Below are 17,347 nucleotides of genomic sequence, written 5' to 3'. Positions count from 1 at the left end.
GTCGGGAGCCAGCGCTCGCCGGGCTATGGACCGGTGATACTGGTCAGAGCTGGCCGGGCACCCAGCTCAGCGCGAGGGCTTGGCCTTGCGCGATCTGGCTGGCCGACATTTTGGATGCGACGGCGTTGCGAAGCCGCAGGAAGTAGCTGCGCTGGGTCGACTTGGCATGTCCGGCAGCAAGGTTCAGCCATTTGTAGGCGAGCACGACGTCCTGTGGAACGCCATGACCCTTGTCGTACATCAGGCCGAGCATCGCTTGGCCGAACGGATTGCCGGCTGCGGCGGCCTGACAATAGAGATCGCTCGCGACCTCGTAGGCCTGCGGGGTTCCAAAGCCGTTTTCATACATGAAGCCGAGCATCGCCTGAGCGCGTGGATCGCCGCGCAGGGCAGGCGGGGTCAGCATGCGCACGGCGCGGACGAAGTCGCCGCGCGCATAGGCGATGCGTGCGGTGCTGACCGAATCGGCGCGAACGGGCGAGGCGAGTGCTCCGAGCAGCAGGATGGCTGCGGTGCAGGCGATGGTGAGGCGCCCCATCGTCGGCCGGATCACTTGGCTGGGGTCAACGGGTGGTGCGGACACGCAAATCATCCGTGATGCTCGCTCCGACTGATCCGCGGAGCTTGGAACGGAGTTCTTCTGCCACCTGATGCGCATCGCTGCCGTCGCGGATGATCTGCGGCCGGATGAAGATGATGAGCTCGGTGCGCGTACCCTTCTTGCCCTGATGCGAGAACGCGTCGCCAAGAACCGGAATCTCGTCGAAGGCCGGAATGCCGTTGCGATTGCCGGTCTGCTGCTCGCTGATCAGGCCCGCCAGCAGCACGGTCTGGCCGTTGGCGACCGAGATGGCGCTCTTGACCTTGCGCTGCGACACCGTCGGCGTGAGACTCGCGGCGGTCTGGGCCGCGACGTTGCTGATCTCCTGCTCGACCTCGAGCCGCACATTGCCGTTGGCGGCGATGCGCGGCACGACGCGCAGGATGATGCCGGTGTTGCGATAGTCGATGGTGTTGACGACAGTATTGCTCGACGACAGTACGGTCGCGCTGCCGGTCGATACCGGCACGACGTCGCCGACCTGCAGGGTGGCGGTCTGGTTGTTGATCACGACCAGCGAGGGATTGGAGAGCACCTTGACGCTGGTGACGGTATGGAGTGCGTCGAGGATCATGTTGGGCGAGGCGTCGTGTCCGATCAGGAAGTTGAAGCCGGGCAGAGCGCGGTTGATCAAGGCCGTCGTCGCCGCGGATGTCGTCGCTGTGGCGACCGACGTGGCTTGCGTATTGGTGATCGATCCTTTGTCGGTCCCGAGGCCGAGCACCTTGCTCGAAAGATAGGCCTGCACGCCGTAGGACAGCTCGTTGGTGAGCGTCACTTCGGCAATCGTGGCGTCGATCCCGACCTGCAGCACCGGCTGGTCGAGCTGCTGCAGCGTGTTGGAGATGATGCGGTAGTTCTCGCGGTCGGCATAGATGAGCAGCGAGTTGTTCACGGTGTCCGGGGTGATCCGGACATTCGGCATGATGGCCTGGCCTCCGCCAGCACCACTGCTGCGTGGCTCCAGCCCGGTCGAGGACGGCGTACTGCTGGAGGACGATGTGCTCGAAGATGACATGCTCGAGAGACCACCGGCTTGGGACCGGCTCGTCGGATTGGCGCTCGAACCCGATGATCCCGCTGCATTTGTGTTGAAGGAGAGCCGATCGGCGACCGATGTCGTCGTGCCGTCGGACCCCGGCGCGGTCTGGCCGTCGGCGCCGTCGGTGGAGGACGAGCCGGCGCCGCCGAACATGTCGGTGAGCACCTTGGCGAGCTGGCGCGCGTCGCCGTAGCGGACCCGGTAGACGTGGACGCTGGTGCGCCCGGAGTCGGCCTGATCGAGCCGGCGGATCCAGGTTGCCGCGCTCTGCAGCAGCGCTGGCTTGCGCGTCACGACCATGATCGCGTTCAGGCGATTGACGACCTGCAGCTTGACGAGATTCTGGCTCAATCCGTTCTCACCGGAGTCCATGATCTTCTCCAGCTCCGCCATCAAAGGCTCTGGCGCCGAATTGCTGACCGGGAAGATGCCGACGGACTGGCCGCGCATCCAGTCGACGTCGAAGCTCATCACCGTTTCGATCGCGGAGCGTCGCTCGGCTCCTGTGCCCTGGATCAGAAGCAAGTTCCGGGTAGTGTCGGCGCGCACGCTGCCGGCGCGAGTCGCGAAGCTGTCCATCAGCTTGAGGATCGTCTGCGCACCGACATATTGCAGCGGCACGACGGAGACGCCGTAGCCGGGCTCGGCGCGGCCGGCCTCGCCGTCGACGCGTCCGGCGCCGATGGCGTCGCCGAGCGGGGTCAGCTTGTAGCCGCCGCCTTCGCGGACCAGCACGACGCCGGACAGGCGCAGCGCGCTCTCCAGCACGAACAGGATGTCGGATTTCGGCACCGGCCGCGCCGACACCAGGCTGACGCTGCCCTGCACGCGGGGATCGATCGCGTAGCCCGCGCCGAGGATGTCGCCGATCACGACCTTCGCAACCACTGCGATCGGCGTGTTCTCGAAATTGAGGTCATAGCCCTTGCCATCGGCCGCCGGAAGCGGCCTGACCTCGGCGACCTCCTGAACCGTGGTCCCCTGATATGTCCGCGCGCTCGCGCGCTCGACCTCGGGGCGTCCCTGGATCGATGCGACCGGTCCACTGTCGCGCGGCAGGATATCGAGCGAGCGCACCTTGTCGATGACGTCGACATCGGCCGGCGCGCTGGCCTGGGAATTGAGCGTTGCCATGTTGCAGGAGGCGAGCAGCACCGCAATCGCCAGCAGCGAGGCAGGTCTGACAACCGCAGCGGACTGGCTTCGATTGCCGATACGAAACATGGACTTACCGATCTACTCGTGTTGACCGGCCGAAACGCAGCAGCGCCTCGTTTAGACCGCGCAGCCTGCATAGCGGTCCAATATGACACTTATGTATAATTGGCGGCTGCCGCCCGACCTTTGCGCCGCATGTGTGTCGGAAATGTCGGCGCCTCCGGCATTCGTACAGCCGTCATGTTCGCGATCAATAACGTGGGTCACCAGTAGCGGCGTGCCGAGACGTTGGGGCCGGCACGGGCGCCACCCGGATCACGCCATGAGCGGTACACTGTCGACCCAATTTCATGCCTATCTTCGCGAGCGCCATCCCCAGGCGGCGGGCGAAGGCGGAGCTGCGGGCGAAACGCAGATCGCGCTCTGGGACAGGTTCGGCCTGACCGCCGACGTTTTCGCGGAGGAGGTCGCCGGCTTCACCGGACTGCAGCGCGTCGCGCTGCGCGAACTGATGGCGGCACTCCCCGCGGTGAGCGAGTTCTCCGACCGCTTCCTCCGCGAGGTGCTCGGCTATCCATACAAAGATTCTGACGGCGCCGCCGTGTTCGCGATGGCCGATCCGACCGATCAGGCCGTGCGCCGGGCCGCCGAACTGGTGCTCGGCCCGCAGACTCTCTTCAAGGTCGCCTCGCATGAGGATATCGCCGTCGTCCTCGACCAGCGGCTTGGCGATTCCGACGACGCCGAGATCTCGCCGGCACAGGAGATCCGTGACGACGACATCGAAAGTCTGCGCGATCTCGCCAGCGGCGCGCCGGTCGTCCGCGCGGTGAACGATCTGATCGAGAAGGCGGTGGAGATGCGCGCCAGCGACATCCACATCGAGCCGTTCTCGACCGGCCTCGTGGTCAGGCTGCGTGTCGACGGCCTGTTGCGTCCGATCGCAGCGCCCTCAGGCGTGCTGCCGCAGGCAGTGATCTCGCGCATCAAGATCGTCGCCGGTCTGAACATCGCCGAGCGGCGCCTGCCGCAGGACGGCGCGGCGCGCATTCGCGCTGGCCGGGCCGAAATCGACGTCCGCGTCGCGGTCATGCCGACCCAGCACGGGGAATCGGCGGTGCTGCGCATCCTGCCGAAGGATCGCTCGCAGCTGGTTGCGAGCCGCCTCGGCCTCGCGACCCGCGACGACGCTGCACTCCGGCGCCTGATCACGCTGCCGCACGGCATGATCGTGATCACGGGGCCCACCGGCAGCGGCAAGACCACGACCCTGGCGACGATCCTGTCCATGCTCAACACGCCGGAGCGCAAGATACTCACTGTCGAGGATCCGGTGGAATATGAGATCCCCGGCATCAATCAGTCTCAGATCAAGCCGGCGATCGGGCTGACATTTGCGAGCGCGCTGCGCTCCTTCGTGCGTCAGGATCCCGACGTCATCATGGTCGGCGAAGTCCGAGACAGCGAGACGGCGCATGTCGCTGTCCATGCTGCGCTGACCGGCCATCTGGTGCTGACGACGCTGCACACGGAAACCGCCGCGGCGGCGGTGCCGCGCCTGCTCGACCTCGGCGTCGAAGGCTTCTTGTTGCGGTCGACCCTGCGCGCGGTGATCGCGCAGCGGTTGGTGCGCCAGCTCTGCGATCACTGCAAGACGCCGAAGCCGCTCGATGAGGACACGTGTCGCCAGGACCCACGCCTCGGTCATCTTGGCCTCGTCCCCGGCGACATCACCTGGCACCCGAGGGGATGCGAGCGATGCGGCCAGAGCGGCTATCGAGGCCGGGTTGGTGTGTTCGAACTGCTCGAGCTGAGCAGCGGTCTGCGCGAGCTGATCGCGGATCGTGCCGACGGCCTCGCGATCGATCGGCTGGCGATCCGGGAAGGCATGACGACGATGCTGGACGACGGCGTTGCCAAGTGCCGCGCCGGCGTCACCTCGGCCTCCGAGCTGCTTCGTGTCCTCGTTGCGCGGTGAGGTGGATCGTGCCGAGCTACCGCTATCGCGCTCTGACGCAGTCTGGTGAAATCGTCGTCGGATCTCTCGTCGCGCCGTCGCGCAGCGAGGTCGAACGGCGCATCTCGTATCTGCAACTGCTGCCGATCGAAACCGTGGAGGAAAAGAAGGAGCGGACGGGGGCTGCGTCCGGGTTCTCGTTCGGCGCTCCGTCCGCGGCTGAAGTGACCACTTTCACGCGCGACCTGGCCCTGCTGCTCAAGGCCGGCGCGCGGCTCGACGACGCGCTCGACCTGCTGTCCGGCGACTCCGACATCGGCCGCCTCCGTCCCGTGGTGGCGCGGCTGCGCGCGGCGATCATGGCCGGCGAAAGCTTCGCCGACGCGGCGGCCGCCCAGCCGCAGCTGTTCTCGCCGATGTATGTCGCGCTGATGCGCGTCGGCGAAGCGTCGGGAACGCTCGATCACGTGCTGACTGCGCTGGCCGGCGAACGCGAGCGTTCCGAGGCGACGCGACGCAAACTGACCGACGCGATGCAATATCCCGCCTTCGTCTTCCTCGCGGCGATCGGCGTGATGCTGTTCTTTCTCGTGGCCGTGCTGCCGAACTTCTCTGCCGTGCTGCGCGACTTCGGCGGCCGTGCCGATACCGCGCTCGGCTTCTTCATGACGATGTCGGATCTGCTGCGCGCCAATGCAGTTGCGATCACGCTCGGCTGTGCGGCGCTGCTTGCGGCAGGCTGGTGGCTGTTGCGTCAGCCCGCGGTTCGCGCCGGCCTGACCAGTGTGTTGGCGGTGACGCCCGGCATCGGCAGCCTCCTGCTGTTCTATCGGACCAGCCTGTTCTGCCGCAATCTCGGCCTGCTGCTCGGCTGCGGCGTCAATCTGAGCGCCGCCCTGCGCATCCTCGTTGACGTGATGGCGGTGACGTCGTCGCGCGCGCCATGGTCGGCGGCGGCGGATCGCGTCCGTCACGGCGGCAAGCTGTCCCAGGCGCTGTCGGCCGACAACATGCTGCCGCCGATGGCGCTGCGCATGCTGCGGCTCGGCGAGGAGACCGGCCAGTTGCCGACGCTGTCGACCCGGATCGCCGAATTCTACGAAGCCAAGCTGCAGCGGGGACTCGACCGTGTCGTCGGCATCGTCGGTCCCGCCGCCATTCTGCTGATCAGCGTGGTCGTCGGTGGCCTGATCGTCTCGATCATGACGGCCCTGCTTTCGGTGACGCAACTGGTCGGCTGACCGCCATCAAGGAGAACGACATGAGATCAGATACCCAGATCGAGCCGGCCACGAGGGCCGGGCGCGAGCAGGAGCGCGGCTTCACGCTGGTCGAGATGCTGGTCGTGATCACGATCATCGGACTGATCATGGGGCTGATCGGTCCGCGCGTTCTGAACTATCTCAGCGAATCCAAGACCAAGGCGGCGCGGATCCAACTGCAGAGCTTCTCGGCGGCGCTCGATCTGTTCTATCTCGATGCCGGCCGCTACCCCTCGACCTCGGAAGGTCTCGCGGCGTTGGCGCAACGGCCGGCCGGACTGAGCGCCTGGAACGGCCCCTATCTCAAGGGCGGTGCCGTGCCGAAGGATCCGTGGAATACGGCCTATGTCTACCGCGCGCCGGGCGACCACGGCCCGTATGACATCCTGTCCTACGGTGCCGATGGCCAGGAGGGCGGCAGCGGAACGGCGGCGGACATCGTCCTGGGAACGCCGACGCAGACGAGCGCGCGCAGTGAGTGACGACGGCCAGCGCGGCTTCACGCTGCTCGAGATGGTCTGCGTGCTCGCGATCGTCGCGCTGCTGGCGTCCGTCGCGCTGCCTTATCTGCCGCGACAGACGTCGCGGCCTCGGCTGCAGGCCTATGCGCTGCAAGCTGCGGTACTCCTGAAGTCCGATCGTGCCTCGTCGATGCGGACAGGTACGCGCGTCGACACTGAGATCGACACGTCGCGCCGCTTGATCCGCTCCGGTAGCGGCGCGGCTGCGTTGAAGCTGCCCGACGACGTCGCGTTCCTGGCGACGTTGCCGCGCAGCTGCCAGCATCGGCCGGTGCTGGCGACGATCAGCTTCTTTCCTGATGGCCTGTCCTGCGGCGGCGCGATTACCTTGTCGCGCGCCGATCTGAGCCTGGAGATCAGGGTGAACTGGCTGACGGGGAGGATCGACATTGTCTCGCGCGCGCTTGCCAATGGTTGATATAGGCGACCGGAGTGACGCAGGCTTCACGCTGATCGAGGTGCTCGTCGCGCTTGCCATCGTCAGCGTGTCGATCATCGCCATCGGCGCCGTGGTGTCGCGCAACGCGGCCAGTGTTCGCAAGCTCGAACAGCATGTCACCCTGGTCACCGACATGAGGCTGGCATTGGCAACGGTGCTGGCTGATCGCAGCCGGCTGCAGCCGGGCAGGATCGATCAGCGCTCCGGCTCTGGGGCGGTGGTGCTGCAAGTCAGGCCGCTCGGTGGTGATTGGAATGAGCCGGCCGGGCAGACCGGGTGGATTCCGGAGGCAGTGACCTTGCGTGTGAAGACCGGCTCGGGCGCCGTCGCCGATGTGCAGACGGTTCGCCTCGCGCGAGGAGCGCGCTGATGCGCGTCCCACCCGATCGACCGAAACAGCAGGGCTTTGCGCTGATCGAGGCGCTGGGCGCGCTCGCGATTGCCGGAATCGTGTTGTCGGCGCTGGCTGCGGTGACGTCGCAATGGCTGCCGGCATGGAAGCGCGGACTGGATCGCGTGCAGCGCGCCGAGATGGTGGCCGCCGCGCTGCGGCGGGTCGGCGATGATTTCGCTGCCGTGCAGTTTGTTTCGGCCAATCGCGAGCAGAAGGGACCGCTGTTCGTGGGCGACGAGGTCTCGGCGATGTTCGTGCGCGCCGAGTTTGGTCCGAATGCGGGACATGGCCTCGATATCGTGCGCATCGGCGAGGAAGGGGGCAGGGGCGAGCGCGCTCTGCGGCGATCGCGTGCCGCGTTCGAGCCCGTGTCGGTCGGCCAGCCCGTGACCGAGCATTTCAAATTCGTCGATCCCGTGGTGCTGCTGTCGGCGCCGTTCCGGATGTCGTTCGCCTATGCCGACAGGACGATGGCCTGGACGACGGAATGGCGCGATGCGACCAAGCTGCCGTCCGCCGTCCGCATGACGATCTACGACGACAGCCGTGGCGGCGCGGCCGTACTCGTCAGCGCAGTCCGTATTCAGGTCGATGCGCCGGGGGGCGGTTTTGCCGATACGGGAGCGGGCGGCACCGCGAACCAGCCAGCCGTGGCCGAGCCGGCCCAACCGAACAAGAGCGAGCCGGTCGACTGATGCCCGTTCGCTTCTTCAGCAATGGCTCTGCCGACCGGCGCGGCGCGCAGGATGGCTTCATCCTGATCGCGGCGCTGTGGATGCTCGCGGCGCTGGCGGCCCTCGTCGTGGTCGTCTCGCAGCAGCTGGGCAGCTCGGCGCGGTTGCTGCGGCTCGAAGACGAGGCGGTCGAGGCCGATGCGCTGATCTCGGCGGCCATCGAACTGTCGGCCTATCGCCTGCTGCTGTCCAAGGAGGAGGAACGGCCGCGGCAGGGCGGTTTCCGCCTGGCGCTTGCAGGCAACGACATCGCGGTCTCGTTCGTCAACGAAGCGGCGCGGATCGATCTCAACACGGCCTCGAAGGACATGCTCGAAAACCTCTTCGTCACGCTGGGCGTCGACCGGGATGCCGCCAAGGATCATGCTGAGCGGGTGGTCGCGTGGCGCTCCAAGCCATCCGATGCAGCCAAGGCCCAGGCGGAGGAGGCGCGCTATGCGGCGGCCGGTCTCAAGCGTGTCCCGCGCCTGGCGCCGTTCGCGCATGTCGGCGAGCTGTCGCTCGTCCTCGGCATTCCCGCATCGCTCGTCGATCGGGTCCTTCCGCTGGTGACCGTCTTCAACGGCTCTCCCGGAATCGATCCGACGATCGCTGCGCCGGAGGTCGTTGCAGCGTTGCCGGGAATGACGCCGCTGATCTTGAAGGATTTCCTCAACGCAAGGGCGTCGCTGTCACAGGATGCCGATACGCTGGCCAAGACGCTCGGTCCTGTTGCGAAGGATGCCGCCAAGGGCAAGAGCAAGGCCTATCGGCTGCGCATCGTCGTCGGTCCGGCGGGCGGGCTTCGTCATGCGGCGACGGCGGTGATCGTTCCCGGCGAAGGCGAGGAGCCTTATCGGCTGCTGGCGCGCCAGGACGAGGGGCCGCAACCGAGGGGAGCGCTTCAGGCGCGGGGAATGCCATGAAGCTGACCGAAGCGATCGAGCGCGGACTGACGGTGTGGACGGCGAGCGTCGCGACGGCGATCGAAGCCGTGGCCGATCGGCTGCTCAGACGTCCGCAGGTCCTGGTCCGCCATGACCGAACAGAAAGCGTCGTCTTGACGATTCAGGCGCAACCGAAGGCGAAGGTGAAGCCGATGCCGGCGCCGGCAAGGGTGAATCCGGCGGCCGGCGCTGCGCAGGCCGGGCTCTCGCCGGAGTGGCTGCGAACGTTGCGCGGCGCCGCGCTGGAAATCCATCTGGCCGCCGAGAGCGTCCTGGTCCGCCCGCTCGACTTTCCGAGGCAGGCCGAGCCGTTTCTCGATGGCATGATCCGGACTCAGATCGGCAGGTTGACGCCGTGGAATCTCGATCAGGTCCTCTACGGTTGCAGCGCCCCGCGCGCAGCCGGGGATCGGATCGCGCTGACGCTCGCGGCGACGCCGCGTGCTCTGGTCCAGCCCTTGCTTGCCTTGGCCGATCAGGTCGGCGCCGCCAGGCTCGTCATCACCGCCGATGTCGGCTCAGCCGATGGCGGCCAGATCCAGATCTTCAAGACGTCGCTGCGCTCGTCGCTTGCCGGCGGGCGCGATCTCGGGCGCGTGCTCAAGCTCGGCTGGCTGTCGGTTGCTGCGACCACGGCCGTGCTGCTGATCGCGACGACATTGATCGGCGGATATCTCGATGGCGAGCTCGAAGATGCGCAGGCGCAGGTCACGCGGCTGCGCGCGGCGCTGCGGCCCGCGATGGGCGCCACCGCCGCCGACGGGCTGCTCGCCAAGCGCAAGCAGACCAGTCCCGCCAGCGTCATCGTGCTCGACACGCTGTCGAAGATTCTGCCCGACGGGACGTATGTCGTCGAGATGCATGTCGAGAACGATCGGCTGCAGATCTCCGGCCTGACCCAGGACGCCCCCGCGCTGATCCGGCTGATCGAGCAGTCGCCGCAGTTCAGCCGCGCCACCTTCTATGCGCCGACGACGCGCACCGCCGGGGAAGCGGGCGAGCGTTTCCATATCGAGGTGCGCATCAACGCCTATTTCGGGGACCGGGCATGAACTGGTCGACATCGCTGCGCCGGATCTTCGTGAACTCGCCGGCCGCTTCTGCGATCCTCTATGCGGCGACCATCGTCGCACTGCTCTGGCTTGGTGCTGCAGCGGTCGCCGATCTCGTCGCCAAGCGCGACCAACTCAATGACACCAACGCGCAACTGGCGCAGTTTTCGGGACGCAAACGGCCGGACAGCAGTTCCTCCTCGGACAGCGTGACGGCTCCGGGCGGATCGGTGTTCGTCGAGGGACGAACGGTCACCATCGCGGGCGCGGCGCTGGTGCAGCGCCTCACGGAGGCGATCAGCAAGGCCGGCGGCAGCGTGCTGTCGACCCAGGTCGAGCTACCGGCGGCGCGCGGCAACGAGAACCTGATCAGCGTCGTCGCCAGCTGCGAGCTCGAACAGCCGGCGCTGCAGCAGTTGCTCTATGATCTCGAAGCGGGATTGCCGTTTCTCTTCGTCGATCAGCTGCACGTGCAGCAACCGCTGGCGGCCGCGGCCGGCGGTGTGGGGCGGCTGACGGTGCTGGTCACCGTGTCGGGCCAATGGCAGGGAAAAATGTGATGCGATCGTTCGTCGGTTCAGGTCTCGTCACCGTTGCTACCGTATGCGTGCTTGCAGCTTCGCTCGGCCGTGCCTGGGGTGAGACGGCGGATGGTCTCGAGCCCGCTGCGCCCGCGCAGGCCGCGCCCGGCGCCTCCGACCCGCCGGCCGTTTCCGAGGCGCCCAGCGCGCAAGTCCCGGGGCGCAGGAGTGCCAACCCGCTGTGGGATGTTCCGATCAGTGCTCTCTCGGCGACGCGCGACCGTCCGATCTTCTCGGCCTCGCGCCGGCCGCCACCGGTTGCCGCACCCGTCATGGTCATGCGAGCGCCGCCGCCTCCGCCGCAGCAAGAGCCGGAACGACCAAACCTGCAGCTCGTCGGCACGGTGATCGGCGACGAGGAGAGCTTCGGCATCTTCGTCGATGCCTCATCGCAGGCGTCGCTGCGCTTGCGGGTCGGCGCCTCGCATGAGGGATGGGTGCTGCAGTCGCTGCGACCGCGTGAGGCCTCGCTGCTGAAGGCGCCGGAGACCGTCACTCTGCAAATGCCGCAGCTCGGCACAGCCGGCAGCGGCGACGTGCAGGCGGGACCGATGACCCCGCCTGCGCCGCCGGGCGGACGCGAGCGGATGGCGCGGCGGGCGCGTTGAGGTCACGGCTTACCGCATTCAGAAGGTCACGAGCAATTCGCTCCCGGTGGCCTGCAGAGCGAGTACGGCAAGCAGGCCGAGGACGAGGAACGGGCCGAACGGCAGCGCCGTTTGGCCTGTCAGCCGGCGGCCCATGATGAAGAGGACGAGCGCTGCGGCGAGTGCCGTCGTCGCGGCGATGAGCAGCAGGATCGGCATATTTGGCAGGCCGGCCCAAAGCGTCGCAGCCATCAGAAACTTGACGTCGCCGAGGCCCAATCCTTGGCGGCCGCGGGCCATTGCGTAGAGCAGCCGCAGCAGCAGCAGCGCCGAGCCGAGGGCGAGGGCTGCGGCGCAATTCCACAGTGCCTCGGGGAGATCGACAAGCGTCGCCAGTCTTGCGAAGCCGCTGGCGGCGACCAGTGCATTCATCCAGTCCGGCAGCAGCCCGCTGCGCAGATCTGTCCAGATCAGTCCGGCGCAGGTCAGGAGCAGCACGACGATCGTAACGATGTTGATGGCGTCGGTCACGCAGCCCTGGAATTCGCGGGGTCGGATCGCCCGAGCATAGGCCAGCTCAGGCTGCGAGCGATAGTCCCGCCATCATCAGGCCGATTGCGGCGACCCAGCCACCGACTGCGCGCACCGCGATCCCGCGCCAGCTCGATGCCGGCTCGGTCTCGGGGCGCCTGAAGGTGACCGCCAGCGCCATCACGAGGGTGATGGTGACGTAGCCCGCACTGGCGAGACCGGCGGCATAGAGGAGGCGGTCGGTCTGCGGCACGAGCTCGCCGGCATTGGCGGCGCCGCGCATCACGCCGAGCACGAATGCAATCATGCTCAGCAGGACCACGGGAATGCGCAAGGCCGCCGCCAGCAGCAGCCCGAGAATCAGAATGGTCGCGGCATCGCCGAGTGGAGACACCGCCGTTGCGCCAGAGCCGGCGGCGAGTGCAAGCCCCGTGCACAAGCCGAGCGGGAACACCACGACGAGCCAGCGTCCGCTCGCCGTACCGAGCGAGCCGGCCAGCAACCCGAGGGCGACCCAGACCACGACGTCCTGCAGCGCGAGCAGCGGGTGCAGGGCGCCGGCGTAGAAGTCGCCGAGCCGGGCCGACACGATATGGGCATCAGCGAGCTGCGCTTGCGTCAGCAGCAGCGCCGATGCGAGCAGGGCGGTCCGGCGGTACGTGCTCATGCCGCGACTCCGAGGCTCGCGACCAGGAAGTAGCCGCCGAGCGCGGCGATGGCTGCTCCGACGCCTTGGATGATGCGCTCGCCGCCGGGCCAGCGCGCGAGCGCGCCGATGGTGATGCCGCAGGCGTGGAGAAGACCGGTCGCGACCACGAAGCCGCAGCCATAGGCCAGGGGATTTGCCGCCGTCGGAAGCTCGACGCCGTGCGCGTGGCCGTGAAAGATGGCGAAGATCGCAACGATGATGGCCGCAACTGCAAACGGGACACGGATGCGGATCGCGACCGCGAGCCCGAGCACCAGCGCCGACAGCGCGATGATGAGCTCCGGGACGGGCAATCCGACCTTGAGGATTCCCAGGATGGCCCCGAACGCCATCACCAGCGGGAAGACGACCGGCAGGATCCAGATCGCCGCGCCGCCGAGCTGCGCGCCCCAGATGCCGACTGCAACCATCGCGACCAGATGATCCAGCCCCGTCAAGGGATGCAGCAGGCCGCTGGCCAGCCCGCCGCCGACGCCCGTCTGCTCGTGGGCAAGGCTCGGATTCGCTGTCAGCAGCGAGAGCAGCGCCGCACCCAACACGGCGTGCAGGAGTTTGCGCGCGATCATGTTCGTCCCATTCGTCATCATGCGGCCGCCAGAACCCGCACCAGGCGGCCCAGGAACCAGAACATCGATACCGAGCCGATTGCATAGGCCGGCAGCTCGGCGCCCCAGCGCGGCAGCGCCGCGCCGAGGCGGCGATGTGCCCAGATCAGCGCCAGCACCAGCAGCACGAACAGGACCTGTCCGATCTCGACGCCGACATTGAAGAAGAGCAATGCCGCAGGCAGGATCCGTCGTTCGAGCCCGAGGCCTGCGAGCGCACTGGCGAAGCCGATGCCGTGCACCAGACCGAAGCTGAAAGCGACAGCCCATGGGTAGCGGGCGGTCAGCCCGGTCTCGCCGCGCTGCTGTTTGACGATCTCGACGCCGACAAACACGATGCTGAGCGCGATGCAGGCGTTGAGCGGCCCTTCGGCGACGCCGATCCATCCGAACGCCGTTGCGGCCAGCGAGGCGCTATGGCCGATCGTGAAAGCCGTGATCGTCTTGAGCAGGCGCCAGCCGCCCTGGACGATCCAGATCAGCCCGAGCACGAACAGCAGATGATCGGCGCCGAGCAGGATGTGGTCAATGCCGAGATTGACGTATGTCTTGGCGAGCTCGAGCCAGGTGTCGAGCGTCGGCGCATCGGTGCCCAGCACGGTCACGACCGGATTGGCCGCAGAGATCGTGTAGCTGCGCGTCTCTCCAGCGAGCGACGTCACGCGGATGATGGCGGCCGACATGTCCTCGCCGAGATTGGCGATCGTCATCTGTCCGACGAGGCCCTTGTCGCCGCAATTGAGCTCCGGCAGGCGCAGGTAGCAATGCGGAGGCATCTTGAGATCGATGCGGTTGACGCCATCCTTCGGCAAGGTCGTCCATCGCCCGATATACGCGCCGGGGCGCATCTCGCGAAACTCGAGCACGGCGATCGTCGCCTGATGCGCAGCCGCCGGCCGCCCGGGCAGCAGCGCTGCGAGCGCGAGCACGATGGCGATCAGGGCGCGCGCGCCGGTCACGGCTCGTACCTGATCGTGTAGTTGGCCTTGAGCCGGCTCACCGCCTCCCAGGCCCGTTTCCGTGTCTCTTCGGTGTGCCAGATCTTGGCCGCCTCGGCGCGGATGTCCTCGAGCTTCGCCGGAGCGCCCGGCTTCCGGGCGTCGAGACGAACCACGTGCCACCCGTCCTTCGACTGCAGCAGGGTCCATTCCTGGAGGGGCGCCTTGAGCAGGCCGTCGCTGAAGCCGTCGCCGAAGCCGGCGGCCAGGCTCGGCACCGGTCGGTCGAGAATCGCGCGCGTCTGATCGCGCAGCTCCTCGGATTCGCGCTGCTCGCGAATGTCGTCCAGATAGCGCCGCGCCGTCGCCTCGTCGCTGGGTGGCGTCATGAAGAAGCTGACACGCTCGGGCTCGTCGAACCGGGCATGATTGTCGGCGAACCAGGCGCGCAACTGCTCCTCGCTCGGCTGTGGCACGCGCACCTGATCGAAGATCAGATATTGCAGCTTGAACGCGACACGGTCGCGGATCATCTCGTCGCCGCGGTCGACGCCGAGCGTCTTGCCTTCCCGATAGAGGATTTCGCTGGCGACCCAGGCCTCGACCATCTTCTGCAGCTCGGCCTCGCTCGGGGTCCGCTGCTTGTCCTCGTCGAACGTGTCGATGAAGGACTGGCGCAGGGCCTTGGTCACGGTGATGACCTTCTCGTCCTTCGCCGGCGGGTGGATGATGGCATCGGCCGCGAAGATCAGGCCACCGAGAACGAGGAAGTGCAGGAGTGGCTCCCTGCTGAGCCGGCGCAGGGCGGTCACGGATGATGATCGCGCAGGGGAAGAGCTGTTGCCATCTTGCTGATTGGAGCGTGCAGAGGCGCTCTCGAAGGTCTGCGCCGCATTCGACATGGCAGGGGCTGACATACGTTCTTTACAACTCGGACCGCGCTCGTTGCGCGGCGCGTATATGCAACGGCACACTTGCCGTTGTCACCGGGCAAACGTCAGTGTCACAAAAATTTCGCAACGACGGCCGACCGCGATGTTCGTGGGGAAGACGCCAGCAAAAATAAATCCTTCAACAAACTGTCTCCGAGTTTTGGTTTGGTCGCGCCGCGAATGACGACGGCGCATCGGTCGCGTTGTCATCTCGGTTTGGAGATCGATCGAATTCTTTAGGGGCGACGATAATGGTTCCATCTACCAAGACAATCCTGCTGACAGCGGCCTCGGTCTCGCTGGCCCTGTCACAGAGCGCCGACGCTGGGGAGCGTTGGGGGGAAACGACCAAGAACAATCCGTATGTCGCGGGCGACATGCACAACCACAACACCTGCACCGACGGTTCGGTTGCTGCCGGCTATGCGATCGACCGCTCGGTCGGCAAGGGCACCGCGGCGGCTGGCGGCAACAATTTCGATCTCGACTGGTTCACGCTCGGCAACCACGGCGGTTCGGGCAACCGCGATTGCCGCTTCAGCGATGCGAGCGCCAACATCCCGGGCGACAATACGACGACGTATTGGAGCCAGACGCTCGGGAAGACCATCGACGGCATTACGATCACCAGCCTGAAGGGCACGCCGAACGGCACCGATACCGGCGCCAAGATGTGGCGCTGGCAGTCGATCAAAGAGATCGAGTACCCAACCATCGTCAATCGCACCGCGACCTACAACAAGGTGCTGGTCGAGGGCCTGGAGTGGATCCTGCCCGGTCACGAGCATGGCGACGTCGCCGTGATCGCCGGCCAGAACCCGCGCGGTTACGGCAATGCCGACAAGATGGCCGAGTTCGAATATCGCTTCGACCGCGCCGACACCGACGCCATCGGTCCGGTCGATGCCAGCAACAACCCGGTCTGGGCCGGCAAGGACAATGTCAACAATTCCGGCACGGCCGGTCACCAGAAGGCCGTCGCCGGCATCGCCTGGCTGCAGGCGAACCACCCGCTGCAATCCTATGCTGTGCCGACCCATACCGAGCGGCAGGGACCGTTCAATCCGAACGGCTCGGCCGGCTACAACATCGAGCACTTCCGTGACTTCAACAACGCCGGCCCGACGGTCGCGTTCGGCATCGAAGCCCCGGGTCATATGGCCGAGGGCGGCGTGAACGGCGGCTCGGGCTCCTATGGCTCGGGTGCAGTCGGCGGCGGCACCTACGGCATGCAGGGCGTCTACACCGCCAAGGTTGGCGGGCTGTGGGACGGTCTGCTCGGCGAAGGCCGCAACTTCTTCCTGTTCCAGAGTTCGGACTGGCACAGCCGCGGCGTCTATGGCGCGCGCGATCCCGGCACGACGGCGGACTTCATCCCCGGCGAGTACACCAGGCTGTACGTGCCGAACGAGCGGCGCTTCTCCCAGCAGTCGATCATCGACGGCATGCGCTCGGGTAATTCCTACTCGGTCAACGCCGACATCATCGGCTCCGACATGGAGTTCCGTGCGAAGGGTGAGTGGGACGACGACTGGAAGACGATGGGCGAGACGCTCGTCGTGCGCCCGGGCGAGAAGGTCACGCTCGAGATGGAGATGACCGTTCCGGCCTCCAACAACAGCCCGTACGGCTTCAACAACCCGCTGCTGCTGCCGGTCGGCATCAAGCAGCCGTTGAACAAGCCCTATCTCGACCACGTCGATCTGATTACCGGCGACATCACCGGTCCGATCGCGCCGGGCGCCCCTGGCTATGCGGTGGCCAATGCCAAGGGTGTCGATGGTGCGGCCATCGTCTACAACACGTCGGCCAAGATCGCGAAGCAGATCCCGGCGACCAAGATGCGGAGCCACAAGCTGCGCGACGGTTCGACCCGCCTCAGCTTCACGACCACCTTCATCGCCGGCCAGACACCGTTCTACATCCGCGCCCGCGGCACCAACATCCCGCCGGCGACTCCGAACGTGTCCGACAGCGCCGGCAATCCGCTGCTCGATGCCAACAACGCCACCGTCAGTTGCACAGATCCGGCATGTCCCTCGCACCTCGGCACGGTCGGCGGCGTCAAGAAGGTGACCAACGACGTGCAGGCCTGGTCGAACGTCTGGTTCTACGCGAACCCGATCTTCGTCCGAACCTACAGCACGCCCAAGCTGCTGGTCGAAAAGAATCAGGAGCTGGCCCGCAAGCTGGCTCACGAGCATCACCACTGGCACGATTGGGACCACTGGGGTCACTGGGGCCACTGGGGTCGCTGGGCGTTCAACCGCGACTGATTGATCGGCACCAATCCGGCGGGACATATCGTCCCGTCGGATCCTGCTCACTCCGAGCGCCAGTTTGCGAACCGGCGCTTCGTCTTTGAAACCTGCTTTTCC

General features: G+C 66.7%; 18 protein-coding genes. 11 read left to right on the top strand and 7 right to left on the bottom strand.

The genetic code is table 11. The annotated features are described in order from the left end of the window. Positions 1-43: 43 nt before the first annotated feature. Both QX048_RS32775 and gspD read right to left on the bottom strand, forming a co-directional pair. Positions 44-592 (bottom strand): tetratricopeptide repeat protein, encoded by a 549-nt coding sequence (locus QX048_RS32775; protein WP_315827801.1) that lies wholly within the window; start codon positions 590-592, stop codon positions 44-46. After that, positions 564-2,867 carry a type II secretion system secretin GspD gene (gene gspD, locus QX048_RS32770; protein ID WP_315827802.1) on the bottom strand — a complete coding sequence of 768 codons (2,304 nt, stop codon included), beginning with the start codon at positions 2,865-2,867 and terminating at the stop codon, positions 564-566. The genes QX048_RS32775 and gspD overlap by 29 nt, the downstream gene beginning before the upstream one ends. 256 nt (positions 2,868-3,123) lie before the next feature. Here gspD and QX048_RS32765 point away from each other — a divergent pair, with 256 nt between their 5' ends. From QX048_RS32765 to QX048_RS32720, 10 genes are read left to right on the top strand one after another with little or no spacing between them, the layout of a single operon-like run. Beyond that, positions 3,124-4,779 carry a GspE/PulE family protein gene (locus QX048_RS32765; RefSeq protein ID WP_315827803.1) on the top strand — a complete coding sequence of 552 codons (1,656 nt, stop codon included), beginning with the start codon at positions 3,124-3,126 and terminating at the stop codon, positions 4,777-4,779. An 8-nt stretch (positions 4,780-4,787) separates the two neighbouring features. After that, positions 4,788-5,999 (top strand): type II secretion system F family protein, encoded by a 1,212-nt coding sequence (locus QX048_RS32760; RefSeq protein WP_315827804.1) that lies wholly within the window; start codon positions 4,788-4,790, stop codon positions 5,997-5,999. A 20-nt stretch (positions 6,000-6,019) separates the two neighbouring features. Beyond that, complete coding sequence (gene gspG / locus QX048_RS32755; RefSeq protein ID WP_315827805.1) at positions 6,020-6,502, top strand: type II secretion system major pseudopilin GspG; 483 nt, start codon at positions 6,020-6,022, stop codon at positions 6,500-6,502. Further along, entirely contained in the window at positions 6,495-6,959 is a 465-nt protein-coding gene (locus tag QX048_RS32750; RefSeq protein ID WP_315827806.1) for a prepilin-type N-terminal cleavage/methylation domain-containing protein, read from the top strand. Before gspG ends, QX048_RS32750 begins: the two co-directional genes overlap by 8 nt. Next, positions 6,952-7,350 (top strand): type II secretion system protein J, encoded by a 399-nt coding sequence (locus QX048_RS32745; RefSeq protein WP_315717470.1) that lies wholly within the window; start codon positions 6,952-6,954, stop codon positions 7,348-7,350. Before QX048_RS32750 ends, QX048_RS32745 begins: the two co-directional genes overlap by 8 nt. After that, entirely contained in the window at positions 7,350-8,069 is a 720-nt protein-coding gene (locus QX048_RS32740; RefSeq protein ID WP_315717471.1) for a type II secretion system protein, read from the top strand. The genes QX048_RS32745 and QX048_RS32740 overlap by 1 nt, the downstream gene beginning before the upstream one ends. Next, positions 8,069-9,013, top strand: coding sequence for a type II secretion system protein GspK (locus QX048_RS32735; protein WP_315827807.1), 945 nt, complete (start codon positions 8,069-8,071; stop codon positions 9,011-9,013). The genes QX048_RS32740 and QX048_RS32735 overlap by 1 nt, the downstream gene beginning before the upstream one ends. Continuing rightward, positions 9,010-10,086: a PilN domain-containing protein gene (locus QX048_RS32730; RefSeq protein ID WP_315827808.1), complete on the top strand. Its 1,077-nt coding sequence runs from the start codon at positions 9,010-9,012 to the stop codon at positions 10,084-10,086. Before QX048_RS32735 ends, QX048_RS32730 begins: the two co-directional genes overlap by 4 nt. Beyond that, the gene (gene gspM, locus QX048_RS32725) at positions 10,083-10,646 is read left to right on the top strand and encodes a type II secretion system protein GspM (protein WP_315827809.1); all 564 of its coding nucleotides are present in this window, start codon (positions 10,083-10,085) and stop codon (positions 10,644-10,646) included. Before QX048_RS32730 ends, gspM begins: the two co-directional genes overlap by 4 nt. Then, positions 10,646-11,275, top strand: coding sequence for a hypothetical protein (locus QX048_RS32720; RefSeq protein ID WP_315717475.1), 630 nt, complete (start codon positions 10,646-10,648; stop codon positions 11,273-11,275). The genes gspM and QX048_RS32720 overlap by 1 nt, the downstream gene beginning before the upstream one ends. Positions 11,276-11,293: 18 nt before the next feature. Here the strand turns inward: QX048_RS32720 and QX048_RS32715 are convergent, their stop codons facing one another. The 5 genes from QX048_RS32715 to QX048_RS32695 are packed head-to-tail and all read right to left on the bottom strand — an operon-like array spanning position 11,294 to position 14,939. Beyond that, positions 11,294-11,785, bottom strand: coding sequence for a prepilin peptidase (locus QX048_RS32715; RefSeq protein WP_315717476.1), 492 nt, complete (start codon positions 11,783-11,785; stop codon positions 11,294-11,296). Positions 11,786-11,831: 46 nt separating this feature from the next. Next, on the bottom strand, positions 11,832-12,452 hold the full coding sequence (locus tag QX048_RS32710; protein ID WP_315827810.1) for a HupE/UreJ family protein: 621 nt from the start codon (positions 12,450-12,452) through the stop codon (positions 11,832-11,834). Then, complete coding sequence (locus QX048_RS32705; RefSeq protein WP_315752557.1) at positions 12,449-13,060, bottom strand: HupE/UreJ family protein; 612 nt, start codon at positions 13,058-13,060, stop codon at positions 12,449-12,451. Before QX048_RS32705 ends, QX048_RS32710 begins: the two co-directional genes overlap by 4 nt. Before the next feature lie 17 nt (positions 13,061-13,077). Continuing rightward, positions 13,078-14,058: a HupE/UreJ family protein gene (locus QX048_RS32700; RefSeq protein WP_315752558.1), complete on the bottom strand. Its 981-nt coding sequence runs from the start codon at positions 14,056-14,058 to the stop codon at positions 13,078-13,080. Beyond that, positions 14,055-14,939: a peptidylprolyl isomerase gene (locus tag QX048_RS32695; protein ID WP_315827891.1), complete on the bottom strand. Its 885-nt coding sequence runs from the start codon at positions 14,937-14,939 to the stop codon at positions 14,055-14,057. Before QX048_RS32695 ends, QX048_RS32700 begins: the two co-directional genes overlap by 4 nt. Before the next feature lie 281 nt (positions 14,940-15,220). Here QX048_RS32695 and QX048_RS32690 point away from each other — a divergent pair, with 281 nt between their 5' ends. After that, entirely contained in the window at positions 15,221-17,245 is a 2,025-nt protein-coding gene (locus QX048_RS32690; RefSeq protein ID WP_315827811.1) for a hypothetical protein, read from the top strand. Positions 17,246-17,347 lie beyond the last annotated feature (102 nt).

This window comes from Bradyrhizobium sp. SZCCHNS30572 (genome assembly GCF_032484415.1).
Lineage (GTDB): Bacteria > Pseudomonadota > Alphaproteobacteria > Rhizobiales > Xanthobacteraceae > Bradyrhizobium.
The sequence above is the reverse complement of the archived record's forward strand: the minus strand, read 5'-3'. Positions and strand labels throughout refer to the sequence as shown.